The 26,397-nt window shown below is 34.7% G+C and carries 24 protein-coding genes and 1 other RNA gene; 13 read left to right on the forward strand and 12 right to left on the reverse strand.

Translation table 11 applies throughout. The features are described 5' to 3' along the window. The first annotated feature begins 88 nt into the window (after window positions 1-88). A complete protein-coding gene (locus tag EK417_RS20340) occupies window positions 89-553 on the forward strand; it encodes a DUF1573 domain-containing protein (protein WP_002977002.1) in 465 nt (154 codons plus the stop codon). A gap of 278 nt (window positions 554-831) precedes the next feature. Beyond that, window positions 832-1,701: a polyphosphate kinase 2 family protein gene (locus EK417_RS20345; protein ID WP_136523191.1), complete on the forward strand. Its 870-nt coding sequence runs from the start codon at window positions 832-834 to the stop codon at window positions 1,699-1,701. Between the two features lie 95 nt (window positions 1,702-1,796). On the opposite strand, the gene rnpB is transcribed toward EK417_RS20345, so the two are convergent. After that, window positions 1,797-2,121, reverse strand: an RNA gene (rnpB, locus tag EK417_RS20350) — RNase P RNA component class A. Between the two features lie 245 nt (window positions 2,122-2,366). Here rnpB and EK417_RS20355 point away from each other — a divergent pair. The 10 genes from EK417_RS20355 to EK417_RS20400 all read left to right on the forward strand — a co-directional run bounded on the left by EK417_RS20355 (window position 2,367) and on the right by EK417_RS20400 (window position 14,224). Continuing rightward, window positions 2,367-2,858 (forward strand): RNA polymerase sigma factor, encoded by a 492-nt coding sequence (locus EK417_RS20355; RefSeq protein ID WP_047378820.1) that lies wholly within the window; start codon window positions 2,367-2,369, stop codon window positions 2,856-2,858. After that, window positions 2,851-3,525, forward strand: coding sequence for a DUF8845 family protein (locus EK417_RS20360; protein WP_110367124.1), 675 nt, complete (start codon window positions 2,851-2,853; stop codon window positions 3,523-3,525). The genes EK417_RS20355 and EK417_RS20360 overlap by 8 nt, the downstream gene beginning before the upstream one ends. 58 nt (window positions 3,526-3,583) lie before the next feature. After that, window positions 3,584-5,212, forward strand: coding sequence for an AMP-binding protein (locus tag EK417_RS20365; RefSeq protein WP_136523192.1), 1,629 nt, complete (start codon window positions 3,584-3,586; stop codon window positions 5,210-5,212). 330 nt (window positions 5,213-5,542) lie between these two features. Then, window positions 5,543-7,171 carry an alpha/beta fold hydrolase gene (locus EK417_RS20370; RefSeq protein ID WP_136523193.1) on the forward strand — a complete coding sequence of 543 codons (1,629 nt, stop codon included), beginning with the start codon at window positions 5,543-5,545 and terminating at the stop codon, window positions 7,169-7,171. 66 nt (window positions 7,172-7,237) lie between these two features. Beyond that, complete coding sequence (locus EK417_RS20375; RefSeq protein WP_076596309.1) at window positions 7,238-7,420, forward strand: class I lanthipeptide; 183 nt, start codon at window positions 7,238-7,240, stop codon at window positions 7,418-7,420. Between the two features lie 68 nt (window positions 7,421-7,488). Beyond that, entirely contained in the window at window positions 7,489-8,406 is a 918-nt protein-coding gene (locus tag EK417_RS20380) for an LLM class flavin-dependent oxidoreductase (RefSeq protein WP_136523194.1), read from the forward strand. Continuing rightward, window positions 8,399-9,553 (forward strand): lanthionine synthetase LanC family protein, encoded by a 1,155-nt coding sequence (locus EK417_RS20385; RefSeq protein ID WP_136523195.1) that lies wholly within the window; start codon window positions 8,399-8,401, stop codon window positions 9,551-9,553. Before EK417_RS20380 ends, EK417_RS20385 begins: the two co-directional genes overlap by 8 nt. Beyond that, window positions 9,550-12,600 carry a lantibiotic dehydratase gene (locus tag EK417_RS20390; protein ID WP_136523196.1) on the forward strand — a complete coding sequence of 1,017 codons (3,051 nt, stop codon included), beginning with the start codon at window positions 9,550-9,552 and terminating at the stop codon, window positions 12,598-12,600. Before EK417_RS20385 ends, EK417_RS20390 begins: the two co-directional genes overlap by 4 nt. A 1-nt stretch (window position 12,601) precedes the next feature. Continuing rightward, on the forward strand, window positions 12,602-13,837 hold the full coding sequence (locus EK417_RS20395; protein ID WP_136523197.1) for a DUF6625 family protein: 1,236 nt from the start codon (window positions 12,602-12,604) through the stop codon (window positions 13,835-13,837). A gap of 15 nt (window positions 13,838-13,852) precedes the next feature. Continuing rightward, entirely contained in the window at window positions 13,853-14,224 is a 372-nt protein-coding gene (locus EK417_RS20400; protein WP_136523198.1) for a hypothetical protein, read from the forward strand. A 71-nt stretch (window positions 14,225-14,295) separates the two neighbouring features. Here EK417_RS20400 and rpoN read toward each other — a convergent pair whose 3' ends face one another. The 6 genes from rpoN to EK417_RS20430 all read right to left on the reverse strand — a co-directional run bounded on the left by rpoN (window position 14,296) and on the right by EK417_RS20430 (window position 21,788). Then, window positions 14,296-15,759: an RNA polymerase factor sigma-54 gene (gene rpoN / locus EK417_RS20405; RefSeq protein WP_076596315.1), complete on the reverse strand. Its 1,464-nt coding sequence runs from the start codon at window positions 15,757-15,759 to the stop codon at window positions 14,296-14,298. A gap of 159 nt (window positions 15,760-15,918) precedes the next feature. Next, the gene (gene asnS, locus EK417_RS20410; protein WP_076596316.1) at window positions 15,919-17,367 is read right to left on the reverse strand and encodes an asparagine--tRNA ligase; all 1,449 of its coding nucleotides are present in this window, start codon (window positions 17,365-17,367) and stop codon (window positions 15,919-15,921) included. Window positions 17,368-18,111: 744 nt separating this feature from the next. After that, window positions 18,112-19,833: a helix-turn-helix domain-containing protein gene (locus tag EK417_RS20415; protein WP_168802050.1), complete on the reverse strand. Its 1,722-nt coding sequence runs from the start codon at window positions 19,831-19,833 to the stop codon at window positions 18,112-18,114. Between the two features lie 178 nt (window positions 19,834-20,011). Next, window positions 20,012-20,650: a hypothetical protein gene (locus EK417_RS20420; protein ID WP_083688858.1), complete on the reverse strand. Its 639-nt coding sequence runs from the start codon at window positions 20,648-20,650 to the stop codon at window positions 20,012-20,014. A 29-nt stretch (window positions 20,651-20,679) separates the two neighbouring features. Next, window positions 20,680-21,144 (reverse strand): hypothetical protein, encoded by a 465-nt coding sequence (locus EK417_RS20425; protein WP_136523199.1) that lies wholly within the window; start codon window positions 21,142-21,144, stop codon window positions 20,680-20,682. Next, window positions 21,141-21,788 carry a hypothetical protein gene (locus EK417_RS20430; protein WP_136523200.1) on the reverse strand — a complete coding sequence of 216 codons (648 nt, stop codon included), beginning with the start codon at window positions 21,786-21,788 and terminating at the stop codon, window positions 21,141-21,143. The genes EK417_RS20425 and EK417_RS20430 overlap by 4 nt, the downstream gene beginning before the upstream one ends. Window positions 21,789-22,095: 307 nt before the next feature. On the opposite strand from EK417_RS20430, the gene EK417_RS20435 reads away from it, so the two are divergent. Then, window positions 22,096-23,025, forward strand: a complete 930-nt coding sequence (locus EK417_RS20435; RefSeq protein ID WP_076596320.1) for a helix-turn-helix domain-containing protein — start codon at window positions 22,096-22,098, stop codon at window positions 23,023-23,025. 95 nt (window positions 23,026-23,120) lie between these two features. On the opposite strand, the gene rimM is transcribed toward EK417_RS20435, so the two are convergent. From rimM to EK417_RS20460, 5 genes are all read right to left on the reverse strand, one after another. Next, the gene (gene rimM / locus EK417_RS20440; protein ID WP_136523201.1) at window positions 23,121-23,663 is read right to left on the reverse strand and encodes a ribosome maturation factor RimM; all 543 of its coding nucleotides are present in this window, start codon (window positions 23,661-23,663) and stop codon (window positions 23,121-23,123) included. Between the two features lie 14 nt (window positions 23,664-23,677). Beyond that, on the reverse strand, window positions 23,678-24,244 hold the full coding sequence (locus tag EK417_RS20445; protein ID WP_076596322.1) for a 30S ribosomal protein S16: 567 nt from the start codon (window positions 24,242-24,244) through the stop codon (window positions 23,678-23,680). Window positions 24,245-24,467: 223 nt separating this feature from the next. Further along, entirely contained in the window at window positions 24,468-24,977 is a 510-nt protein-coding gene (locus EK417_RS20450; RefSeq protein WP_076596324.1) for a nitroreductase family protein, read from the reverse strand. 46 nt (window positions 24,978-25,023) lie between these two features. Further along, complete coding sequence (locus EK417_RS20455; RefSeq protein WP_076596325.1) at window positions 25,024-25,659, reverse strand: DoxX family membrane protein; 636 nt, start codon at window positions 25,657-25,659, stop codon at window positions 25,024-25,026. Between the two features lie 117 nt (window positions 25,660-25,776). Beyond that, window positions 25,777-26,226, reverse strand: a complete 450-nt coding sequence (locus EK417_RS20460; RefSeq protein WP_136523202.1) for a GreA/GreB family elongation factor — start codon at window positions 26,224-26,226, stop codon at window positions 25,777-25,779. Window positions 26,227-26,397: the final 171 nt, after the last annotated feature.

The raw sequence follows: 26,397 nt of genomic DNA on the forward strand, positions 1-26,397 counted from the left end.
AAAGAAAAAAATTTTTAAGCATGAATTAAAATAATTTTTAACTTTGTTTCACAAAAATTATCTAACAAACGTATTAACATTCAAGAATATGAAAAAATTAATTGCAGGAATTGCATTATTCGGGACTTTTGCTCTGGCATCTGCACAAACCATTACATTTGATAAAACGACTTTCGATTACGGAACTATTAAGCCTAATGCTGATGGTACAAGATTCTTTACTGTAACGAACTCTGGTGATAAGCCTTTGATTCTTTCCAATGTAAAGCCTTCTTGTGGATGTACAACTCCTGAATTCAGCCAGGATCCTATCATGCCCGGAAAGTCTGCGAAAATTAAGGTGGGATACAATACAGCTATTCCTGGCCCTTTCAACAAAATGATTGAGGTTTTCTCTAATGATCCTGCAAACAACAGAAGTGTAATCTACATCAAAGGTAACGTAGATGCTAACGCTCCTGAGCCAAAAGTGTTAACTCCTGCTGAGCAGAAAGAAGCTGCTAAAGCTGAGAAAAAAGCTGCAAAACTTGCAAAAAAGGCTGCTGCGAAGTAAGCTCTACTCAAAAAAATAAAAGAACCGTCTCCATGGAGGCGGTTTTTTTTATTACATTTATGTTTGATTAGGTGGCAGATGACAGGTAATAGGTGGCAGTAAATGTATTGACGTTTATCAAATATATTATTCAGGGTTTGGCTGAAGCCTTCGGATCTTTTTTAAATGGCTGGGCTAAAGCTCACCCCTATCGAATTGTAATAACATCTTCACTTTTATCTTTTTACTTTTATCTTTTTACTTTTATCTTTTTACTTTTATCTTTAAATAAAAAAAATATGGACACCGATTTCTCAGATAACTTTAAGGTAAACGGAAAATTTTCGATAAAAAAAGCATCAACGTCTTATAATGGAAAGCTCACTAAAGAAGAGGGAGAGCAAATGCTGATTCAGGAAAAAGAAAAACTTCGTGAGCTGCAGGAAAAATTATATGCTGACGGAGGCAAGTCTTTGCTGGTTGTATTGCAGGCTATGGATGCAGCAGGAAAAGACAGTATGATAGAGCATGTTTTCGGAGGAGTGAATCCTCAGGGATGTAATGTAACCAGTTTTAAAACACCAAGCTCCAAAGAATATTCTCATGATTTTTTATGGAGACATTACCTTGCCCTGCCACAGAAAGGAATGATAGGAATTTTCAACCGCTCTCATTATGAAAGCGTTCTGGTATGCAAGGTGCATCCTGAATATAATCTGAGCGAAAAAACATGGTCTTCCGTAAAAGATTTTGACAGCAAATTCTGGGAAAACAGGTATGAAAGTATCCGGAATTTTGAAAAACATCTTTCACAAAACGGAACAACTGTTGTGAAGATCTTTTTAAATGTTTCTAAGAATGAACAGAAAAAAAGACTTTTGGACAGAATAGATGAGCAGGAAAAAAACTGGAAATTCTCTGCTGGAGATCTTCCGGAAAGAGCCTTATTTGAACAATACATGGAGGCGTATGAAACCGCTATCAACGAAACATCCAAAGATCACGCACCCTGGTATGTGCTTCCTGCAGACAATAAGTGGTTCGCAAGAGTAGCCGCTATTCAGATCATTATTGATACTTTGGAGAAAATGAATCTTAAATATCCCTCTCTTTCAGATAAAGACAGACAGGAATTACAGGAATCTAAAAAACAGTTGGAAAGTGAATAAACTAGGTTGAAATTTAGAGGCTTGAAGATGGAAATTTACAATCATTACGTTAAAAAACTTCACTCTTCCAGCCTCTGACTTCCAGCTTTTAAAAAATCACGAGAAAATCTATAAGCCGGATTCTGTACTTCCGAAAAAGTGCCTGTTATTTATCTACGTATTACATTGCTGCAACACTTGAGCTGATTACCCCTCGGCTTTCAGGACGAGCCGCCCCTATTTTCATTACTGAAAAGAACCGATATACTTATCATTGCACCGCAAAGAGTTTACCTGGTTTCACTACAGCCGAACTGTACCTGCTTTCTGTTGCACTTGTCCTACCCTCACGGGTGACGGATGTTATCCGCTTTGCTGCTCTGTGGTGTCCGGACTTTCCTACCTCCCGTAAAACGGGAAATCAACAAGCCGATTTTCTCGCGGATGCAAAGGTACATAAATTTTGTGGTAAAAAAGATAAATAGAGAAATGACTACCGGGTTTTAGCTCTCTGTAAATGGTATTGATTGGTAAATATCTTTCTTTTCTTTTTTAATGAAAATACGAATTAATATTCTAAAACCTGAGCAGCTATCCGCTATTCTGCTATTTAACCTTTTTACGATTTCTTATTATAATTTTCACTAATTACTACTTTATTATTATCTTCGTGCCATTATATATCTATGGATTCCAGAGAAAAAGAATTTGCGCAGCTTATCAAAGATAATCAGGGACTGATTATTAAAGTATCGCGCCTCTATACCAATTCTCTGGAAGATGAAGAGGATCTCTTCCAGGAAATCGTGTTACAGCTCTGGAGAAGTTATGATTCCTTCAAAGGAAATTCTAAAATTTCCACATGGATGTATCGTGTAGCGCTCAATACAGCCATTACTCTTTTTAGAAAAAAAAGCAAAAGCCTTCCTACGAATGAGCTGGACGTCAACCACAAGGATTTTGTGGAAGATGATGATGAAAAACAGCAGCAGGTATCACTTTTGTATACTGTAATCAAGACTCTTCCTAATGTGGAAAGAGCCATTGTCATGATGTATCTTGACGATCTGCCTTACAAGGACATCGCAGAAAACCTCGGAATCACTGAAGTCAATGCACGCGTGAAAATGAACAGATTAAAGAAAACCCTTAAAGAACAGATGGAAAAATATGCCTGAATTTGATTTAGATAGCTTTAAGAAAACATGGCAGGAACAACCTGTACAGCATAAATATGACAACACTGAGATTCTTCAGATGTTGAATAGAAAGTCACGAAACTATGTAAAATATATTTTCTGGATCAGCGTCGTAGAATTACTGTTCTTTTCAGTATTGGGACTGTTTTTCTTTTTCCCTGAAGAGGAATCAGACAGCTTCCGCAAAATGCTTGAAAGATTAGGTGCTCAGGAAGCTCCTGAAGTAGAAAACAACTTCGGTTATGCTTATTTAGCTATCAAGGTCTTAAGTTTATTGATCACAGCATATTTTGTATTAAAATTTTACCAGAATTACCGAAGAATCAAAATTGAAGAAAATCTGAAGGGTCTTATCACCCGAATTATTAAATTCAAAACAACAGTCAATGCTTTTATTCTCATCAGCATCGTATTATTGTTAATATTCACTTTTGTATTGGTTGCTTTTATCTTTTATATACTAGATTCTCAGAATATAGAGCCTAGTGGTTCCAATCTTACGATTATTATTGTTGGAATTGCAGTAAGCACATTGCTTGCGATTTCTATGATCTGGCTTTATTACAGACTGGTATATGGCACTATTATTAAAAAGCTTGATAAAAATCTAAAACAGCTTAAAGAAATAGATTCTCAGGAAAATTAGTATACATAGGCATAGTTCGGGATATAATTGTTAATTTTATCCCACCAAATCTTAAACTATGCCCTTATCTTATGTATATGGAACTTCTGAGGTTTCATTATTAGGACAGACTATTGGAGCCAATCTTAAAAGTACTGTCGAAAAACACCCCCACCAGGAAGCATTAGTCTGCGTTCATCAGAATTACAGAGCTACTTATCAGGAATTTTACAATCAGACTACAGCTGTTGCAAAAGCTTTATTATTTTTAGGAGCAAAAGCGGGAGACAGAATCGGAATCTGGTCTTCCAACCGTTATGAATGGGTACTTTTACAGTATGCAACGGCAAGAATAGGAACTATTTTAGTGAATATCAATCCAGCCTACAGAACTCATGAACTGACATACGTACTCAATCAGTCTGAAGTCCGTTTTATTTTCTCTTCTTTAAGCTTTAAAACCAGCAATTATAAAGAGATGGTTGAATATGCAAAAGAAGTATGTCCAACCCTTGAGCACGAAATATTCTTTGATGAAAACTGGGAATACTTTGTGAATAACGGGCAGGAAATTTCAGATGAAGTGCTTCACAGTTTTGAAGAGCATGTACAGTTTGACGATCCTGTTAATATCCAGTATACTTCCGGAACGACCGGTTTTCCGAAAGGGGTTACTCTTTCCCATCATAATATTCTCAATAACGGTTATTTTATAGGGATCAGACTAAAATATACTGAGAAAGACCGTGTCTGCATTCCTGTACCCTTTTACCACTGTTTTGGGATGGTGATCGGAAATATATGCTGTACAGCTCATGGAGCCTGTATGGTAATCCCCAATGATAGTTTTGATCCGGAGATTACCTTAAAAGCTGTTTCGGATGAAAAATGTACTTCCTTGTATGGAGTACCCACTATGTTTATTGCTGAACTGGCCGTAAAAGATTTTCACACCTATGATTTTTCAAGTTTGAGGACCGGTGTTATGGCTGGTTCCGTATGTCCTCCGGAAATTATGAAGAAAGTGGAAAGCCTTATGAATATTAAAGAAATGAGTATCTGCTATGGAATGACAGAAACTTCACCTGTATCTACTCAAACTTTAATAGGAACACCGCTGGAAAAACAGGTCAGTACTGTAGGAACCGTTCAGGATCATCTTGAGATAAAAATTGTGGATGAAAATGGCAGAACTCTTCAGCGTGGAGAACATGGTGAACTCTGTACAAGAGGCTACTCTGTCATGCTGAAATACTGGAATGATCCCGAAAATACAAAAAAAGTACTGGATGATGCGCGCTGGATGCATACCGGAGATATGGCAGTAATGGACAAAGACGGCTATATTACCATTTCAGGAAGAATAAAAGACCTCATCATCCGGGGTGGAGAAAACATTTCGCCTAAAGAAATTGAAGATTTTTTATATACTTACACCAACATTCTTGATGTCCAGATCATTGGTATTCCCAGTGAAAAATTGGGGGAAGAAGTGATGGCCTGGGTAAAAGTGAGAAAAGGATTTACCATCAGCGCAGAAGAGCTGCAGGAATACTGCAAAGGAAGAATTGCTCATTATAAAATACCGAAATACTGGAAATTTGTAGATGAATTCCCCATGACTATTTCCGGAAAAATAAGAAAGGTTGAAATGCGGGAGATTTCTATGAAGGAGCTGGGATTGGATCATGTAAAAAGTAATCACTAAGATTGTGTAGTATAATTAAAAGCTCCAATCAATAATTTTAACTTCCTCTTCTTATCAATGAGCTTAATTTTCACCAACCAGAAATCAATAACTCTATTTTTTTAAAAAAAATAGAGTTATTTAACACACCAGCATGTGAAAAATATAGAAAACAAGAGCATTGCAGAAATTTAATTTTACTGAAAATTTAATGTGTATTTTTTGAAATAAACTAAAAAAACAGTAAATACGATAAATAAAAAGAATATTTGGTAAAATTTTTTTTTATTTTTTTTCCTTGTCATGTGATTAATATGAAATAAAATAATATATTTACAAAAAAACTAACTCATGAAAATTCTATCGGTACTAGGTGTCCTTTTGCTTAGTATAAACCTTTACTCTCAAAAAATCTCAGGGAAAGTTACCGATGAAAGCAATCAAGCTATTTCTTACTGCTCCATAAATCTGGAGAATCTAAATACCAGCACAATTACCGATGTTAATGGTAACTATGCAATAGATATCCCCGAACATGCAAAAAAAAGTGACTATATCATATTTGAATCTAATGGCTATAACGATAAAAAAGTTACTGTACAAGAAATAACCACAGATGCACATATCAAATTAGGCAAAAAGATTAATGTTATTCCGGAAATTAGTATAACAGGAAAAAAAACAAAAAATGAAGCACTGGGCAATACAAAAAGACCTATGCTTACCTTCTCTAAAATGTTTGATAAAAATGTTCCAACCATAGAGCAGGGACAAATATTCAACATTTATAAGTGGACAAAACTTAATAGCTATAATTTTTTTATTATTCCGAGTTCTAAATTCAAGGAAATTACTTTAAAGCTTAATATATATTCTGTAAAGGATAATTTACCACAGCAATCTCTACTTTATGAAAATATAATATTCAAAACGAGCACTACAGGCTGGCAAACCATTGATCTACAAAAATATAAATTAATTTACACGGGTCTTGATCAAGTGGCAATTACCCTACAGCTCGTTGAAAGCGTACCTCAGGATAATGTAGACTTCGTATTTGGAATCTCTGCAAAAAAAACATTATCTAATGATCTGCTGCTCCGCTATCAAAGTCAGGGAAAATGGGAAGCCAGTAAAGGAAGTTTTATCTCTAATATTGATATTAATTATATAAAAGATAAAAATGAAAACACTCCGAAGAATATAAGCCAAACAGTTAATAACACTGAAGATCAAACGCTTGTTGATTATTATAACAATAAAGAGCAGGCCAAGAAAACTATGTATGGAAAAAATAAATCCGGAAAGTATATTGATCTCAAAAATGCTAAAATATACTATGAAGAATATGGAAGTGGAGAACCACTTGTACTGCTTCATGGGAACAATGGCAGTATATCAGATTTCTATAATCAGATTCCTGATTTGGCAAAACAATTCAAAGTAATTGTATTAGATACAAGAGGACAAGGAAGAAGTACAGATCTTTCCACGGAAGATTATACTTATGAAAAGTTTTCTGATGACTTACTTGCAGTAACAAAAGAACTTAACATTAACAAATTCAATATTGTAGGATGGAGTGATGGTGGAATTACAGGTTTATTATTTACTATTAATCATCCTGAATTAGTTAATAAATTGATCGTTATTGGAGCTAATCTCAATCCGGAAGGTATAGAAACTAAAACCCTGGATATGTTTAAAAAGCAACTTGAAATAAAGGATGCTCCTAACCAAAGATTAATAAAACTGATGGTTCAGCAGCCACATATAGAGACAGATCAGCTGAAAACCATTAAAAACCCTGTTTTGGTTATTGCTGGGAGCAATGACGTAATCAAAGAAGAACACACGAAATTAATCAATAGTACCATACCAAATTCACAGCTATTGATCGTTCCTGATGCATCCCATTATATTCCGTTTGAGAAACCAGACATACTTAATAAGTCAATCATCAAATTCTTAAAAATATAATTTAATTGATAATAAAGCGGAAACCGAAAAGCTAACGAGTAGGTACAAATTAAAATTTTTTAAACCATGAGCAAAAAGCTTACAAAAAAGTTAACTCTTAAAAAAGAGAAGTTATCTCAATTAAACTCTGAAGAAATGAAATCAGTAAAAGCTGGAAAAGAGCTAGTAACATCTGTTTTTGATTGTTCACACTGGACATGTACTGCTGGAAGCAGCAGATCTACTAACCTTTGCGTTTGTCCTGCTTAGTAAATCAGAAACATTTTACAAAAACTGTAGCTACTCCGTAAGGGGTAGCTGCTTTTAATAGCTCTATTATGGCAAATAAATTAAAAATAGGCCTTTTAGAATTTGGCATAAGAGAAAACTCGCTCAACAATTCTAAGAAATCATTATACGATATCATTGACTATGCTACAAGAGCGGATGAACTCGGTTTCTCAAGGTTTTGGGTTACTGAAAACTATTTTTCAAAAGCACACGACATGGCCTGGTCTACTCCTGAAATGCTGATTCCCATCTTATTAGGCTTAACAGAAAAAATAAAAATAGGAATTGCAGGAGTTATTTTACCCTTACAAAGCCCTTTCAGAGTGGCTCACAATTATAAGCTGTTATCCAGTTTATATCCCAAAAGATTAGACCTCGGGTTTGTTAAAGGTCTCGTTGGTGAATATGATCTTAAATATTTTAATGTGGATGTAGATAAAGATAATTATTTCTCATCATTTCTTCCCAAACTGGAATCTACGTTAAGCTTTTTAAGAGATGAAAGTGAATTTCTCAAAAAAGATTTAATTATTCCTCCTTATAAAGGAAATATTCCGGATGTATGGTATATGGGTTCTTCACACTCCGGTTTAAAAGTCGCTTTAGAGCATGACCTTAATTTTGCACGATCCATATTTCATGGAGAATCAAACAAAGAGTATCTGAAAGAAGAATTACAAAATTTCAGAACAGAATACAAAGCAAAACATGGAAAAGAACCTTCAATGGTCCTTACTTTTTCAGGTTGCTGTCATAAAACAAAACAAAAGGCGATCAACGTTGCTAAAAAAAGTACCAACAACGATATAAGCAACATAAGCCTTGTAGGAGACGGAAGTTTCTTTCAGGAAAAACTGCTGGAATTTAAAGAACTCTACGGATATAATGAATTTATGTTCAATAATATCTCGAGATCACACAAAGATTCCTTAACAGCTATTGAAATATTAAGCCAGTATGTATAAAGATAAAATCGACTTCTTTTTAACCCAAATTTCAGAAAAGTGTAATGAAGACAAAGGTGAAAACATCACATTCAGTCTGGGAAACGGGTACTATTCATTATTTTACAACAATGATGTGGAGATTGAAAAAATTGAGGATCTTATTGACATGGCCTCAGAAGCTTCTTATTCATCATTTGCTACCGGAAGCTTAGCCATCATTTACTTCATGAGGCTTCTGCATAATTCCAATATTATTACGGATGAAGACATTGAAAGCATAGAAGAAGATTCTATTGAATTTTTCCTGGAACTGCTTTCTACCGCTGCAGACAAAAAAGAGTACGATTTATTCACAGGTCTGATTGGATTAGGAATCTATTTTCTTGAAATTCAAAAACTGGATGCCGTTGCAAAAATAATATCCCACATAGACCATTTAAAACATGAAAGAAACCAATCCTTTTTCTGGATTGATCATATAGTAAAAGAAGACAATATCATTGACCTTGGTCTCGCCCATGGCCAGCCTTCTATTATATCCTTTTTAGCCGAATGCTATCATCAAGGCTGCGAGAAGGAAACATGTGCAAAACTGATCAGGGGAAGTGTCAACTTTCTAAAGGAACTTTACGAAGAAAACAAAGATGCCCAATTCATATTTCCTTCAAAACTCAATATCGCCACAGGAGAAAAACAGTTATCAGAAAGACTTGCATGGTGCTATGGTGATTTAGGAGTGGCAATAAGCATCTGGAAAGCTTACACCGTTTTACAGGATGAGGAGCTGAAAACGATGTGTCATTCGATGATTTTGAATGTATCAAAAGTAAAAGCTGACAGATCCGGAGTTTTCTATAGTCAAAAAAATGAGTGTATAGACACCGGAATATGCCACGGAACATCCGGCATCTCCCACATATTCAATAAATTCTACAGGATATTTCAAAATAAAGAGCTGAAAGAGGCTCATGATTACTGGATGTCTCTAACCTTACAACAACTGGATAAAGGAGCAAAATTTCCTTTCGACCTCAAGAATGACGAGTGGGTAGAACATACAGGACTTCTTGAAGGTATTTCCGGAGTAGGAATGGTATTGCTGGACTATCAGTATCCCGATAAAGCCAAAGATTGGGACAAAATTTATTTAATGAACATAGGATGAAATACAACGATATAGAAAAACTTAACTTTTACCTGCTGAGAACACCCCTTCTTCCACAGAAAAACATAGATAAGTGGGAAGAGGATATCCATACAGAAAGTTTCCGTAATACCATTTATTTATCATCACCGGATTTATATGAGCAGCTCATTCATTGGGACGAAAAAAAACTGTCCAAAGAAAAAGCTGATAAAATAAAAAAATCTCTGTTGAAATATTGGCTGAGAACTCATTTCAGAACCATTCCTTTTGGGACCAATGCCGGTGTAAGTATGGGCGAATGGAGTGACAGCACTCAGATTACCCTGAATAAAGATCAGGATAAAATATTTGCAAGACTGGATATGCAGCTTTTGCATGACATTACCGTAAAGCTGGAAGAGAATATGCAGGTGAGAAAAGTTTGTAAATTCTATACCAACAATACCATTTACAGCACTAAAAATAAATACCGTTATATTGAGCCTACTATCAAGGATTCAGGGTTGAAATATGAGATTATTTCTACCGAAAAAAACAAATATCTGAATTCTATCATAAAAGCCTGTCAGGATGGTTTAAAGCTTTCAGCAATCATAGAAATATTAGTTAATCAGGATATTTCTTATGAAGACAGTTTCGACTATATCAACGAATTGATAGATTCAAAAATTCTTGTCAGTGAACTTTCACCAAAGGTTACTGACAAGAATTTTCAGAATTTTATCTATCAGTTTTTAAAAGATTTGAAAATTCCAGCGGATGAAGAAAATAAAGAAAATGCAGAACTGATCCAAAGCCTGATTACCATCTTTGAAATTGTACAGAAAGCTAACGAAACCAATAGTACATTTCTTGCTGTTGATCAGATTTCTGAGATATTAACCTCAATCGGGATTAAAAATCACAAAAAGAATATCCTTCAGACAGACTTACTGAAAGGGAAAACATCCAATACACTGGATAAAAATATTTTTAAAGACTTTAAAAAAGTACTTTCCACAGTCTTTCAGATTGGAGCAGCAGATACTATTGACGCTCTGGATAATTTTAAAAAGGAATTCATCGCAAGATATGATCAGCAGGAAATTCCAATACTATTAGCACTTGATCCTTTGTCGGGGATCAACTACCCTTTGCATTCTGATAATGAAAATTCTAATTTGACAGACGGAATTCAGTTTAAATCTGAAAATACTACCAACATTATCCAGGGATCTTTGAAGTGGAATCAGTTTTTAGGAGAAAAGCTCATTAATGCCTTAAAAGACAATCAGGATTTAATACAAATCACACAGGAAGAAATTACTCCATTTTTAGAGGAGAATAAAAATATTCCTTTTTCAATGTCTTCACTGGTCCATATCTATGAAGACCAGGAAGGAAAACCTGTCATTTTCCATAAGTACAGTGACGGACCTTCATCTTCTACCTATCTGGGACGTTTTTGCCATATGGATGATCAATTGGAGGAATCAGTAAAAAATGCACTGTTGGAAGAAGAATCTTTCTTTGACGGGCAGATCATTGCTGAAGTGGTACACAATCCGCAGCCAAGGGTTGGAAATATTACGATCAGACCTCATCTGAGAAAGTATGAAATACCAATCATCAACCGCCACAATACTGATGGCGAGCCTATTTATCTGAATGACATTATGATTTCTGTGAAAAATGACAGAATTGTTCTGCGTTCTAAAAAATATAATAAAGAAGTTATTCCAAGTCTTTCATCTGCACATAATTATAACCTGCATAAAGTACCGATGTATCATTTTCTATGTGATCTTCAGTACCAGCACACAACGCCTTCCTATAACTGGAACTGGGGTATGTTTGTTAATTATGAATATCTGCCCAGAATAATGATCAATAATGTGATTCTGTCCAGAGCATCGTGGTTGTTGGATTATGATAAAATTTTCAATAGAAAAAAAGCTTCTATTCAGGTTTTCAAAGAGTATTTAAAGGAGAAAAATATTCCTGAAATCTGTGTTTTCACAGAAAAAGATATGGAACTTCCTGTATTTACAAACAATCCTCTTTCTCTGGAAATACTTTTTGACCATTTATCAAAAGAAAAACAGATAAGAGTTTTGGAAAACCTTTCCAGTCAATACAAAACTGTTACTAAGGATGCTAACGGAAATCATCACAGCAATGAATTCCTTATCCCATGGAATAATTTCAGCAGCAAAAAGAAAGATAAACTAACCCTTTTCCCTGTAAAAAATACAGTGACCCGAAATTTTGTTCCGGGAAGTGAGTGGCTTTTCTACAAAATCTATTGCAGCACAAAGGTTTCGGATCAGATTATTAAAGATACCCTCTATAAATTTGCCAATGGACTTGCTAAAAAAGGAATTATAAAAAAATGGTTCTTCATACGTTACAGTGATCCGGACATGCACATCAGAATAAGATTTCTGACAATTTCACAAGATCATATTCTTTCTAGCCAGATTTATCAGTTGCTTGACAAATATCTGACCCAGGAAATGATTATCCATAAAATTGTTCTGGACACCTACAACAGGGAGATTGAGCGATATGGTGAAACCACAATAGACCAGATGGAAAGTATTTTTTACTTTGACAGTGAATGCGTCTGCCAGTTACTGAAAGAAGCCGAATACACTGAAACTCCCATCTGGAAAGCTGCCGTTGCCGGAATCAACCGTATTCTTGATGATTTCGGTTATAACATGACAGAAAAAAGGGACATTCTGAATCAACTTGCCAATGGATACGGAAGTATGCTTGATGACAATTCTAAACAGACATTAAAAGATAAATACAGAGATCACAGACATCAAACCCTGGAACTTTTGGCAGGTAAAGATGAGTTCTCAAAGATCCTGGATATAAGATCAAAAAAAACAGCCCGTTATATTGCTGAAGTAAAGGAACTACAGTCTCAGCAAATGGTAAAATCATTAGTAGTAAGCTATATTCATATGTTTATCAACAGAATATTTGCTTCAAAGCCTAATATCCATGAGTCTGTTTTATACTACTTCTTACACAAAAGCTATGACTCATTACTGAATATAAAAAAACTGATGTAAGATGACCAGAATCGCATTAATAAACTGTTATTTTGGCAAAAGCTGGCCTGAGTATTTCAACCATTTTTTATACAGCTGCAAATACAATCCGGATGTTGATTTTTTATTATTCACCAACCTGGAAGCGCCTTTTCATTTACCGAATGTTCATTTTATAAAGATCAGTAGTCTTTCTGAATTCAGCACAATAGCAAGCGAAAAACTGAATTTATCCATCAACATTCTGGATGGTTATAAATTGTGTGATTTTAAGCCTGCTTATGGATTAATATTTCAGGATTATTTAAAGGAATACGACTTTTGGGGATATTGTGACATTGATATTATTTTCGGGAATATCCGGTATTTTATCACAGAGAAATTATTGAAAAAATATGATGTTATTTCACCCCACAAAAATTACCCTGCGGGATTCTTCACCCTGTTGAAAAATAATGAACAGTGCATTAATCTTTTCAAACAGAGCAAAGATTATGCGCATATTCTACAGAATACACGTCATTTCTGTTTTGATGAATGTAACTTTGAGTTTAATCTTGTTCATACCAAAGATATTACTGAGATCCAAACTGAAATTGAAAGTTTCACTCTTGTTGTAAGGAAGCTGGAACTTCAAAAGGAAATTAAATATTATCATAAAAACATCGTTCAGGAGTTTGTTTATTCCAATGTAACCCATCACTGGGTAGAAGGTAATATTTTCAATACCGTAACGGAAAAACAATACCTGCTGATTCACCTTATCAATCTTAAGGATAATCCGTATTTCTTTATAGATCCTTTTGAAGCAAAAGGCAATTTTTCAATTTCTCCACAGGGAATTCATTATAAATCTAACAAAATATCTTATCCTTTAAAAAAGATCAGAAGAAAAATAGAGGGTAGAATAACCAATATCCGTTACAGATTTTTATTTTGGAAATCCAGGCTTCTTGCTTACAACCAAAAACAACATGTGAATTTTCTGGAAGAACAGTCTTACAAGATCGGAAAAACCCATATTACCTTTTATCCGCAAGACAAAAATAAACTGATCATTATTAACGAAAGCGAAAACGCACTCTATTACAATCAGTTTTCTCTTTATAAGCTTAAGGGCAATCAATGGATAGGGATAAGTAAAAAGAATATCAGCACGATTGATTTTCATTATAAAAACGAAGAAAATATCCCCTATAAAATAAGCATCAAGAACATAAAGAATCGTATCACAGAGAATGCCTACTATATTTATTAAAAAACATCAGCATTTATGATTGCAAAATATGAGTATCTCCTGTCCTTTAATTTTTTGTTGAAGAAATTTGTACAGCAGCATAAAAAAGCAGGAAAAATAAAAGACTATACCCTACCGCTCGAAGATTATAACTTTTTTAGCTTTTACAATATACTACAAAATGATTTTGATATTGAGGCAATGGTAATAAGGCTGGACGAGTGGGAAGATATTGAAGAACTGAGCTTTCCCGCTATTGCTTTCTTAAAGATCAATGGAGGAATTTTTGTCCTGTTGAATGATTATAAAGATGGAAAAATACATTGGGAAAGCAAAGAATATGGAAAACAGGTCAATACATTCAGTCTGTTTAGAAGAATAAGTGACAATATATTTCTGATTTTTTAGGCGTATCAGATGAATTTAAAATACAATAAAAAAGGTGAATAGATCTATTCACCTTTTTTATTTTTATCAACTTAAAGTTCTTTTCTTAATCTTGCGACAGGAATATTGAGCTGTTCACGATATTTTGCAATCGTTCTTCTGGCAATATTATACCCCTGTTCCTTCAGAATCACCACTAATGCATCATCTGTAAGCGGCTTTCTCTTATTTTCTTTGCTGATAACTTCCTGAAGATGGGTTTTGATCTCTTTGGTAGAAACCTCTTCTCCATCATCATTCGTTAAGCTGTCTGAGAACAGATCTTTTAAATATACAATACCGTTAGGAGTATCTGCATACTTACTTTTTACCACCCTTGAAATGGTAGAGATATCAAAACCTGTAATATCTGCAACATCTTTTAGAATCATTGGTTTCAGCGACTTTTCGTCTCCGGTAATGAAATAATCCTTCTGGAACTTTACAATGGCTGTAATCGTCTGTAATAATGTATTCTGACGCTGGTTAATAGCATCAATATACCATTTTGCAGCATCCAGCTTCTGTTTGATAAATAAAGCTGCCTGCTTGTGTTCCGATGAGTTTTTATCATGGGAATAGGTGGTCAGGATATCTTTATATTCTTCGGACACTCTTAATGTAGGTGCATTCTTGCTGTTCAGCATAGGAACTACCTGCCCGTCTTTCACCTGAATCACAAAGTCCGGAATAATTTCCTGATTAATGGTAATCGTCTGGGTATCAAAATTCCCTCCTACTTTCGGAGATAATTTTGAGATTTCATCCAGAGCATCTTTAAGATCATCTTCTTCAATATCATATTTCTGAATGATCTTGTTATAATGCTTATTGGTTAAAGCTTCAAACTGATGTCTTAAAATATTGGCAGCCAAAGAAACAGCTTTATCAGAGCTTACTTTCTTTTCAATCTGTAATAAAAGACATTCCTGCAGACCTCTTGCTCCTACTCCTGGCGGATCCAGCTTCTGAACATAATTTTCAAGGATATCCTCTACTCTTTCTTTAGTGGTATAGATTCCCTGTGAGAAAGCAAGATCATCAACTATTGATTTAATCTCTCTTCTCAGATATCCGTCTGTATCTAGATTCCCGATAAGGTATTCTGCAATCTTAAGATCTTCATCATTGATATTTACCAAATGAATCTGTTCTGTAAGATAATCATATAAAGACTGTCCTTCCGTTAAAAGACTCTCGTTATCAAATTCTTCATCATCCGGAGAGTAGTTGCTGGATGCGGTTTTATAGCTTGGTTCGTCGTCATAGATATATTCATTGACGTCAAAATCTGTCTCAATGCTTTCTGTACCCTCATCCTGATAAGCATCTTCAAGAGAAGAATACTCATCTTCCTTGGAATCTTCTTTCGCAATTTCCAAAGCTGGGTTTTCTTCTAACTCTCTTTCCAACTCCTCTTCAAATTCAAGAGTATGAAGCTGAATAAGCTTCATCAACTGGATCTGCTGAGGGGCCAGCTTCTGTCCTAATTTGAGTTGTAAGTGTTGTTTAAGCATATTCTTATTTACGTTTTAACATAACATATTCTACGAATTTAATAAATTTATTTGATAAAAAACACATTTAGCATGATTTTTGCATTACTTATCTTAATATAATAAACTATTAAATAATAAAAAAAGCCTTAACTTGTGATTAAGGCTTTTTTTATTGTTCTAGAATTCAGCGCTTTTCGGCGTTCTAGGGAAAGGGATTACGTCTCTGATGTTCGTCATTCCCGTTACGAAAAGAACTAATCTTTCCAATCCTAAACCAAAGCCTGCATGCGGTACAGAACCGAATTTTCTGGTATCAAGGTACCACCAAAGCTCGTGTTCATCTACGTGCATATCTGCCATCTTCTGTTTCAAAACATCTAATCTTGCTTCTCTCTCTGACCCGCCGATGATCTCACCGATACCAGGGAAAAGAACATCCATAGCGGCAACGGTTTTGTTGTCATCGTTCAGTTTCATATAGAAAGCTTTGATTTCTTTCGGATAGTCAAATAATACTACCGGGCTTTCAAAGTGTTTTTCAACAAGGTATCTTTCATGCTCAGACTGAAGGTCTGTTCCCCATTTTTCAACCGGGTAAGCAAATTTTCCTTTTTTGTTTTCTTTAGAGTTCAATAAAATTTCGATGGCTTCTGTATAGCTTACACGCTTAAAACGCTTAGCGACAACATTCTGAAGTTTTTCGATAAGACCTTCTTTTGCTCTTTCTTTTTCCGGTTTTGTCTTTTGTTCTTCCGCAAAACGGTTGTCTAAGAATTCAAGATCATCTTTACAGTTATCCAATACATACTGGATCACATATTTTAAGAAATCTTCCGCAAGGTCGATATTGTCTTCAAGGTTGTTGAATGCCACTTCCGGCTCAATCATCCAGAATTCTGCAAGGTGTCTTGTGGTGTTAGAATTTTCAGCACGGAAAGTAGGTCCGAATGTATAGATTCTTCCCAATCCCATTGCAGCAGTTTCTCCTTCAAGTTGTCCTGAAACGGTAAGGTTTGTTTTTTTACCGAAGAAATCCTGTGCAAAATCAATTTCACCATCTTCAGTTTTCGGCATGTTATTCAGATCAAAGTTGGTTACCCCAAACATTTCACCTGCTCCTTCCGCATCTGCTCCTGTAATTACCGGTGTGTTGATATAGAAAAACTGATTCTGGTTGAAGAATGAATGAACGGCAAAACTTACTGCGTGACGTACTCTGAATACTGCTCCGAAAAGGTTCGTTCTGAATCTTAAGTGAGCCTGCTCACGAAGTTTTTCAAGACTGTGTTTCTTAGGCTGAAGAATTGTACTCTGAAGTTCTTCCGTAAAGTTATCTCCTAAAATAATAATTTTTTTTGCGATAATTTCCACAGACTGTCCTGCTCCCTGGCTTTCCACCACTTCTCCTACTACTTTCAGGGAAGAAGCTGTACTTATATTCTTGATGATGGCTTCATCAAAATTTTCGAAATCAACAACTATCTGCAAATTATTAATCGTAGAACCATCATTAAGCGCAATAAAGCGATTAGCACGGAAGGATCTTACCCATCCGTAAACTGTAATGTCATGATGTAATACTTTCTTGTAATCCTTTAGGACTTCTTTGATCGTTTGCTTTTTCATTTGTTGATGATAAATTTTTTATATAAAAATTAATGTCTGCAAAGTTACAAAAAAACAGCGCAACTTGATGATTGCGCCGTCTTTAAAAATCATTTAACAAGTATTTAAACTTTCTGTTCAGGAAATTCACCTTTTCTTCTGCTGACTCTTCTTCATTTTCAGGTACATTTCCACTCAATATTATCCTGAACTTCAATAAAATCCGGAATACCCGGAATGAACACACTTACACAATCACTTTTAAAAGAATAAAATATGATTTTATTCTGAGTTTTCATGGAATTAGTCTATTGAAATGGTTATTAGTTTTTAAGTGATACGTTTGTGGTCATTACCGGGTCTTACATCCATTTTTAGACTATACTATACTTTTAAACTGTGGCGGATTCACCGGATTTATATTGTTTAATGATTTTTAAATGATCACTACACTTTACATCTTTAAACTCTGAACAATTTCTTCATTATTTATATTTTAGTTTTATTGGTTATTTTTTTAGTTTTCATCCTCTTCATTAATAATTTTTATGATACAATTCCTGACTTGTTTTTTAAAATGATCAACATTTTGGAACTGATATCTTGTATTGTGCACATACAAAATAAATGGTTGTGTTTTTACCTGAAGCAAAGATGCAGGAAGTGGAAGAATGACACAAGGGAATGCTTTATAGATTCATAAATTTATATACCTAAAAACATGAATTTATAAACAATAAACAACTAAAAAACAATAGATTAAACTTAATCCAAAGACATATTTTCAATTTCTTTCAAGTAGACAGAAAGTGGTGTTCCCGTTCGTTTTTTGAAGGCTAAAGTGAAAGCCTGCTCATTATTATATCCTAATTCTTCGGCAATAAAAGGAATTTTATAAGACCTGAATTTTTTGTCGTTGGCCAATCTGCTGATGGCATAATCAATACGAAGATCATTGAGATAGGTTGCAAAGTTTTTCCCTTTGTAAGTATTGATAATTTCTGACAGGTATTTTGAGTTTGTTTTTATTTTTTTTGCCAGACTTCCCAACGTAATTCCTTTATTCAAAAACTGATCTTTGCTTTCAAATATTTCAAGTTCATGTAAAATATTCCGGGCAATATCTTCAGAAATAGTTCTGGATGTTTTATCTTCTGGATTTTCTGGACTTTCTGAGACAAGAGGTTCTGATGAAATTTCTTTATTCATTTCCCGGTCATTGTTTTTTCCTACCCTGTTTTCATTAACGGATTGAATAAGGTCCTGGGCGATCTTCTTATAGTTCTTTTCAGACTTTTTATATTTAAAATAAACGTTGATAAATAGCAAATGTGAAATCAACAAAAGGCTCAGCACGATATAAAAAAGGCTTTTTCTTTTGGTAAGCTCATTGGTAATGTCATCTTTCTCCTGCTGCAGCTCCGGAGTATCATATCTTCTGGGAAGTTCTCTGGAAATATACCTGAACTGATTATCCAGAACCTGATCCACCTTTAAAAACCGGTCTACATAATACAGCTGCTTTTCTTTATCATTATTTTCTTTATAATAATCAATCAGGTAAGTGTATACATCTCTCAGCTCTGGATAAATATAATTTGTTTTAAGAACCAAAGAATCAATCTTTCGAAACAATTCTGCTGCTTTCTCTTTTTCCTGAAGTCCGGCATAAGATTTCCCCAAATACAGAAGGGTATAATTATGGTTTCTTTTACTGCCATTATTTTTGGTGAAGAAATACTTTTCACACTTCAATAAACCGTTAATCGCTTTCTGATAGTTTTTCAAATGCAGATGATAATATCCCAGCAGCCCAAGGTTCTGATAATAACGGTAAACATCTTTATTTTTTTTGGAATCCAATAAGCCTTCCTGTATCAATGCATAAGCAGAATCCATTTTATTGATCTCTATATAGGCATCTGCCAGATTCAATTTCAGAGAATTCTTTTCATCCTGATTCATATAATCGGCATCATAGGCATAATGTTTCAGAACTTTTGCTGTCTCGGCATGTTTTCCGATATAATTATTAAGATAGGCAATACTGGTATGCGCCATAGCAATCTGCCTTTTATTTCCTTTTTCTTTTGCATATTTTAATCCCAGGATATAATTGTTTAATGCAGCCTGGAGATTATTAGTTTTAAGATACAGGTTTCCTCTTAACAGATAGATTCTCGCCGGATAGATATTTTCTTTTGAATTTCTGGTGATGCGTTGTAAGCTGTCAAGGTATTTTAATGCATTGGGTAAATCTTCCTCAAAATGAATCATAACATATCCCTCAGCAATCTGAGGCATATTTTTTTCAGATTTAGCCTTTTTAAGATAAGAACCGGCAATACTTTTTGTACGGTTCGTATCTCCGGGCAAAGCCTTATAGAATTCATCTTCCAATTCTTTATAAGTCCTTTTTTCCGGAATTTTTTTTTCAGCATTATTGGTCTGTGCATGAAAAAACACATTTCCAATAACCAATAACATTAGTAAATATTTTAATTTCATCACTCATCCTGGCTATATTACAAAAATATTATTTTTCTTCAGTAGATGCACCACTCCTTTTGCTTTTTTCCATGTATTAATCAATATTTTCGTTAAAATCAATGATGATAAATCAACAAAGAGAGAGTACATAGTGAAATTACACTCTCTCAAAAAATCACTTCCACTCTACTTTTCCTTCCATATAATATACCCTTCCCTTATCTTCATAAAGAAGATCATATCCCTGAGAGGTCAGATAAAAATGGCAGACTTTAGTTTCGTTTTTTTCTTTAAAATCTATAACTGCAGGACACATTTTCGCCTGATCCATTTTCTTCACCATTAAATCAAAATTTTTCTGAATATTTTTTCTGCTGTACAGTGATAGCATCCGGTCATCAATAAAGCGGATATATTTCAAAGATGAAAGTGGATAAGTAATTAATTTAAAAGGTTCTCCCGCAAGCCTGGCAGCATTTTCATTGAAAAAATTCGTCATTGAAAGGCTGTCCTTTGTAATATTCTTCACCACACTTGATTCATATCTTTTCCCATCCGAAAATTCCATACTGTAGATCGCTTCCATTTTAATGGCAAAACCTTTCCCGGATTTTCTTAAATCTGTCAGATCTGTAAATTCTTTTCCTTTTTTAATGACAATCAAAACATTCCCTTCTCCAAAATCACAGTCATAATATTTTTTATAATCAAAAGGTTCTTCTGTTTGGGTATTCAATGTATCAACTGCTGTATTTTGTGAAAAAATACGGACGGACAGCATCAGTGAAAATAATATAAGTTTATAATTTTTCATAGTTGAATTATTTATGAGTTAAAAATCATTTAAAAGACAAGGTTAATTCCTATTCCGAAGCGAAATCCTTTAATGGGAAATGGTTTATACGTATGATATTCAAAGTTGTACCCGAATTCTGCACAAAAGAAATGATAAAAACTGATTCCCGCTTTGGGTGAAACCGCATAAGGCGAAACTCCTGCTCCCGCATACAAAGAGGATACTTCGGCACCGTCCCGGAACGAAACAACTTTTCTGAAATAATCAAACTCCGGAATGACCAGTAGCTTTCTTTCATCCCACCAGTTGAAATGACCTCTTAAGCTGTAGTAGTTCTTATCCCCATCAGTCAGTTTTGTTCCTATGGACAAAAATGCTTTATTATCCATTGAAGTTCCTTCAATTCTGGTACTGAGAAGAATGACCAGCCATTTTTTTTCTTTAACTTCTTCAAATTGAGCCTTCATAAAGCCACAAAGAAATAGTACTGTAATGATAACAAACCTTCTCATAGCGTTTTATCTACTTTTTGTTTCTTAAAATTCCAGTTGATCAGAGGAAGCTTTCTTCTTCCATTCTCATTCCATCCTCCAATTTGTATTCCTCTGAAATCTTTACATTGATTGTACAAACCGATCTGTATTCCCCGGCATTTCTGCCCGATATTGGCCAATGGCGCTACAGAAACACCTTTCATCTCATGATGCAGATTAAAAAACGGAGAAACAGACATCCCGTTCGTCACAGCATACGTATTGATATTACTCGAAACATTGATTTCCAGCCCATTGGTTACCGTAGGTTCCATATTGATGAGCGATAGCTGCAGTCCGTTAATGGTATTCATTTTTTCACGGGGAACAATTACATAATCATCATTAAGATTCCAATGATCAGGCTGTAAAGTAAAAAGCATGAGTGGTGGAAGAAAAATGCCCATCACATTAAAACCCATTCCTAATCCGTTCACTTTTTTAGGCTTAAAATGATCTTCCTCATCATAATATTTAAATAAAACTCCATTGACATTTCTCACATTTTTTGAAGGTGAAGCTGCAATCAGTCTTGGTTTCAAAGAATCTAATTTTAGACTGTCTGATGCATAAGCCAGACTATTGATTAAAAGACCTGCTACTAATAAAATTCGTGTTTTCATAACTCGTTATTTTAAATTACAGATCAAAATTATCCGCAGAAGACTCAGTTTCGAATGTGAAAAAAAATTAAAAAAAACATTCTGTTTGCGAAAATCGCAAAACGTGGGGTTGGAAGCAGGAAGAAAGAAGCCGGAAGTCATTTTGAGTGATCAATAGTAATAGTGATTATAAATCCTATTTATGTAGTAAACGGTTATATATTCTTTCGATCTTCAATACCTCCCGGCTTCAAGCTTCCGTCCTTCTCAACAGAAAATCAACAACTCTTTCCACAAAAAATACTACATTTGTGAAAATCACAAAACTATGCACCAGGAAGCTTTATTGAAGGAAATCCGAAGAAAAATTGGTGAGAAATCTTTAAATGATGAGATTGCCAACATTCTTAACATCAGCTATGATGCAGCTCACAGAAGGACTTCAATGAAAGCCAAGTTCAGTTTTGAGGAAGCTCTGGAACTCGCCAAATATTATCAGATCTCTCTGGATCAGTTTCTGGGAACGGAAAATCAGTTGGTGGTCAAAAGAACGCAACCTGTAAAAACCACCGAAGATCTTTTAAATTATTTCGAGAACTCTTTGAAAATTTTGAATGTTTTTCAGAACATCACCAATTCCAAAGTATTTTATTCTGCAAAAGACATCCCGTTTTTTTATACTATTTCAGATTCAATGCTGTCTCGTTTCAAGTTTTATGTCTGGATGAATTTATTGAACCAGGATAAGTTTTTAAGTCCGTTTCATGAGTTTACGATGGAATACCATTCTGTAAAAAACGAGATGCTGAAAGATCTTTATGATAAACAAAACGTAACGGAAATATGGAATGACACCACCATTATGAGTGCTTTAAGACAAATTTCGTTCTATTATGAAATGGGTTTATTAAAGAAAAATGATGTGGATCTTATTCTGGAAGATCTGAAAAAATTACTGGAAGGGCTCGAAATCAAAACACTTGAAAAAACTAATTTTCAGATCTATGTGAATGATTTAGTCATTTTAAATAACAGTATTTTATTTAAAAATGAAGAACAATGTTCCTTTTTTGTACCTTTCAGCATGTTCGGATATATGATGACCAATGATAAAATTACGTGTGAGGATTCTCTGAGCTATTTTGAGCATCAGATCAAAAATTCCAGATCGCTGAATGAATCCGGAAACAGGGAAAGAAAAATATTTTTCAATAAAATGTACGACCAGATTGACCGTTTAAAACAAAATTTATCATAAAGACCTTCTATAGCTAACGAACTTTTGAGGGGTATTTTTATGAAAAAGGGTATTTTAAAAAAGCAGGAAAGAAAAACCTATTGGCTTATTGTAAACTATTCGTCTTTCTTTGAAGAAACCAGAAAAACATCGATAAGACCTTCAGGAAGTTCCATTTTGATGGTTCTTTCTTCTCTGTCCACTTCAAGAATCCAGTCTTTGATCATAGGAATAACCACTTCTTTCCCATCAAGATTGGTAATGAAATACACTTGCGCTGTCTGATCATTTACAGATCTGATCACGCCACAGTTGTTATCATCCTGATCAAAAATCTCGAATCCGATGATTTCGTGGTAGTAGAATTGTTTTCCTGAAAGTTTAGGCAGTGAAGCAAGTGGAAGGTAAACACTTTTACCCAACACCTGATCTACCATAGCCTCAGAAGAATTTTTGAATGCAAGATTCAGAGCATCCAGTTTGCTCCATGATGATTTTTCAATAAAAAATGGAACCAATAATCCGTTGATTTCAACGAATATTGATTCCAGTTTATTGTAAAGCTCGGGCTGATCGGTATCCAATTTAAGGATTACGTTACCCGCAAGTCCATGTCTGCGTGTGATTTTACCTAAAAAATAGCAATCTTCTTTACGCATAACAGGGTTTGTTCTTAAGCTTCAGTGTTTTCTTCAGTTTCAGCAGCAGGAGCTTCTCCTTCTGTAGCTTCAGCAACAACTTCTTCAGCAGGTGCATTTGCAGCTTCTTCAGCAGCTTTAGCATCAGCTTCAGCTTGTGCAGCAGCAGCAACTCTGGCTTCGTTTACTTTTACTTCAGCTTCTAAAGCAGCTTTCTTAGCATCAGCTTTAGCTGTAGCTAAACCGTCTACTTTACCTTGTACTTTAGCATCTTTAGCTTCTACCCAGGCATTGAATCTTTTTTCAGCTTCAGCTTCATCAAAAGCACCTTTAGCTACACCACCTTGTAAGTGTTTTTTGTAAAGAGCACCTTTGTAAGATAAAATAGCTCTAGCAGTATCAGTTGGCTGAGCACCGTTGTTTAACCACTGTACAGCAGAATCAACGTTCAATTCGATAGTTGCCGGGTTAGTAATTGGGTTGTAAGTACCTAGTTTTTCGATGAATCTACCATCTCTTCTAGCTCTAGAATCTGCAACCACGATGTGGAAAAAAGGCTTTCCTTTTTTACCGTGTCTTTGTAATCTGATTTTTACTGACATAATGTTTGAATTTTACGGGAACTCGTCCCAGTTAAATATTTAAGAGTGCAAAGATAATAAAAAAGTTTGAAGTAAAAAGCTCTGAGTGAAAAGTTTTATAAATTCAAATTGTTTTTTTAATTAATCAGTGTAAAAGAGAAGACTGTTGAAATAATAACAGAAATTAAAACAGCCATGAAAACAACAAAATTATCTCTTGTCTTTCCTGTAAATATCCTTCATTTTACACTTCACCCATATAGAAAAGTCCCAGACACTTCTGGTTTTCCTCAATAGTAAGAGAGTTTTTCAACTCGTCTACAATTTTGGGAGAACTCCAGTAGCACCCAATATTATTTGCAGTGCAGGTAAGATACATATTCTGTACGGCCATTGATGTGGCTGCTATTTCTTCCCATTCCGGAACCATACCACTGAAATTGACTACGATAGAAACGACAACATTGGCTTTATTGATTTTGAAACCAATATCATTGTATTTTTTTTCCAGAAAAAGCGGTTCGGGTGTAGTGGCTTTATAGATAGCCTGCATTTCTGATGCCAGCTGTGCTTTTTCTTCCCCTTTGAATATTTTGAAACGCCAGGGTTTAGTACGTTTATGATTGGGAGCCAATGTAGCAGCGTTTAAAATCTCCTCCAAAACTTCCTGAGGGATTTCCGCATCGGTATAATCCTTCGGAAAAACACTTCTTCTTTGCTCTATGATTTCTTTTAAAATGGATGCATTATTCATACCTGCAAATTTACAACATGAAATTCAATCCATTGCATTTAAAACATCAACTATTGATAGCTATTTTATAATTTTTATACGCTTTGTAATTACTTATGATAAAGGTTATAAGAATGATTAAGATCAATAATATCCCCAGCCATCTTTCATATTCTTCTCCTTCCACAGGATTCAGCATGTACAAGGCAATAAAACTTATAGCATACACCACTCCGGCCCTTATCCAATTACGGCCGGGATCTGGATATTCTTTTACCACACTTGTCTTGTTATAATTAAAAATTGGAAGCAGTTTATGCTGATCCCACACTACCAATATGAAAACAGCTATCATCATTAAAGATGTTATCATCCATGTTCCAGTAAAGGAGAGACTGATAGTAATGATCCATATATTAGTCAATATAGCCAGAAACATCAATGCTCCAAGTGTTGCGAAACGCTGAGTCATCAGTAGAATTCCGGCTGTTAGCTGTGCCAGTCCTAAGAAATTCCAATAAAAACCAGACCGATAAAGAGCTTCAAAGAAATACCCGATCGGATGATCTGTTGAAATTCTTGTGAACCTCTCCCCCAATAGCTTTACCAGTCCTGACGGAAAAAAAGCAAAGCCCACCAGATATCTCAGATGTATAATTACCCAATGATTGAACCTGCTGGTTCTTAAATTATCAAATTTCATGGTTATATATTTCTGATGTCCAAAATATTAAATAAAAAGAAAACTTCAAATAAATTTGAAGCTTTCTTTTATGATCCATTCATGATTTAGTTGTGAGGCAAAATTTGCTATGCACATTTATAATACTTCCACAATTTTCTGATGGATTTTGTTTAGGGTAAATTCATCGCCTGGTTTCATGCCCATCATTTTTTTTGCCATAGGACTTTCCGGAGATATCGCGTAAAACCTGTCTCCTTCAAAAAAGAATTCACCTAATGACACTGATATATAAAACCTGGCTTTGTTGGTGATGACCAGCGAGCCAAGCTGTACTCTTTCTGTAGCTGTATTCAGGACTTTTGCCATATTTATTTTAAGATCATTCAAAGCCCCCAGCTGTCGCTGCATCTGATAAATCTCCTCTTGCATCTCTTCTCTCATGCTGTCATATTTCGGAGTTTTTTTAATATCGCGGCTGGCTTCAAGGGTAAATTCAATAAAGCTTTTAAGCTTTTCAATTTTCTCTGCAATGATTGTCTTCACAAAGTCTCTGATATCACTTTTTTCAAATACAATCTTCTCCATACAATCGATTCTTTATATAAAGATAATATTTTTAGAATAATATTTCAATAACGTAATGGAAAATAACTTTTGAAAAATGGGCATTATCCGCAAAAATGAAAGTATAGAAGACTATGATTACACTCTATGACTAGTCCTAAAATAGGTTGACATAAAATTAGACAATATTTA

The sequence above is a fragment of the Chryseobacterium candidae genome (assembly GCF_004916905.1).
Classification (GTDB): domain Bacteria; phylum Bacteroidota; class Bacteroidia; order Flavobacteriales; family Weeksellaceae; genus Chryseobacterium; species Chryseobacterium candidae.

Excerpts from the sequence above, each read along its gene's own strand:
- EK417_RS20355 (WP_047378820.1), top strand. The coding sequence starts at position 2,367 with ATGGATTCCAGAGAAAAAGAATTTGCGCAGCTTATCAAAGATAATCAG.
- EK417_RS20385 (WP_136523195.1), top strand. The coding sequence starts at position 8,399 with ATGTATAAAGATAAAATCGACTTCTTTTTAACCCAAATTTCAGAAAAG.
- EK417_RS20370 (WP_136523193.1), top strand. The coding sequence starts at position 5,543 with ATGAAAATTCTATCGGTACTAGGTGTCCTTTTGCTTAGTATAAACCTT.
- EK417_RS20430 (WP_136523200.1), bottom strand. The coding sequence starts at position 21,788 with ATGAAAACACGAATTTTATTAGTAGCAGGTCTTTTAATCAATAGTCTG.
- EK417_RS20450 (WP_076596324.1), bottom strand. The coding sequence starts at position 24,977 with ATGAATAATGCATCCATTTTAAAAGAAATCATAGAGCAAAGAAGAAGT.
- rimM (WP_136523201.1), bottom strand. The coding sequence starts at position 23,663 with ATGCGTAAAGAAGATTGCTATTTTTTAGGTAAAATCACACGCAGACAT.
- EK417_RS20380 (WP_136523194.1), top strand. The coding sequence starts at position 7,489 with ATGGCAAATAAATTAAAAATAGGCCTTTTAGAATTTGGCATAAGAGAA.
- EK417_RS20345 (WP_136523191.1), top strand. The coding sequence starts at position 832 with ATGGACACCGATTTCTCAGATAACTTTAAGGTAAACGGAAAATTTTCG.
- EK417_RS20445 (WP_076596322.1), bottom strand. The coding sequence starts at position 24,244 with ATGTCAGTAAAAATCAGATTACAAAGACACGGTAAAAAAGGAAAGCCT.
- EK417_RS20455 (WP_076596325.1), bottom strand. The coding sequence starts at position 25,659 with ATGAAATTTGATAATTTAAGAACCAGCAGGTTCAATCATTGGGTAATT.
- EK417_RS20360 (WP_110367124.1), top strand. The coding sequence starts at position 2,851 with ATGCCTGAATTTGATTTAGATAGCTTTAAGAAAACATGGCAGGAACAA.
- EK417_RS20435 (WP_076596320.1), top strand. The coding sequence starts at position 22,096 with ATGCACCAGGAAGCTTTATTGAAGGAAATCCGAAGAAAAATTGGTGAG.
- rpoN (WP_076596315.1), bottom strand. The coding sequence starts at position 15,759 with ATGCTTAAACAACACTTACAACTCAAATTAGGACAGAAGCTGGCCCCT.
- EK417_RS20365 (WP_136523192.1), top strand. The coding sequence starts at position 3,584 with ATGCCCTTATCTTATGTATATGGAACTTCTGAGGTTTCATTATTAGGA.
- EK417_RS20340 (WP_002977002.1), top strand. The coding sequence starts at position 89 with ATGAAAAAATTAATTGCAGGAATTGCATTATTCGGGACTTTTGCTCTG.
- EK417_RS20425 (WP_136523199.1), bottom strand. The coding sequence starts at position 21,144 with ATGAGAAGGTTTGTTATCATTACAGTACTATTTCTTTGTGGCTTTATG.
- EK417_RS20415 (WP_168802050.1), bottom strand. The coding sequence starts at position 19,833 with ATGTTATTGGTTATTGGAAATGTGTTTTTTCATGCACAGACCAATAAT.
- EK417_RS20420 (WP_083688858.1), bottom strand. The coding sequence starts at position 20,650 with ATGAAAAATTATAAACTTATATTATTTTCACTGATGCTGTCCGTCCGT.
- EK417_RS20400 (WP_136523198.1), top strand. The coding sequence starts at position 13,853 with ATGATTGCAAAATATGAGTATCTCCTGTCCTTTAATTTTTTGTTGAAG.
- EK417_RS20395 (WP_136523197.1), top strand. The coding sequence starts at position 12,602 with ATGACCAGAATCGCATTAATAAACTGTTATTTTGGCAAAAGCTGGCCT.
- EK417_RS20390 (WP_136523196.1), top strand. The coding sequence starts at position 9,550 with ATGAAATACAACGATATAGAAAAACTTAACTTTTACCTGCTGAGAACA.
- asnS (WP_076596316.1), bottom strand. The coding sequence starts at position 17,367 with ATGAAAAAGCAAACGATCAAAGAAGTCCTAAAGGATTACAAGAAAGTA.
- EK417_RS20375 (WP_076596309.1), top strand. The coding sequence starts at position 7,238 with ATGAGCAAAAAGCTTACAAAAAAGTTAACTCTTAAAAAAGAGAAGTTA.
- EK417_RS20460 (WP_136523202.1), bottom strand. The coding sequence starts at position 26,226 with ATGGAGAAGATTGTATTTGAAAAAAGTGATATCAGAGACTTTGTGAAG.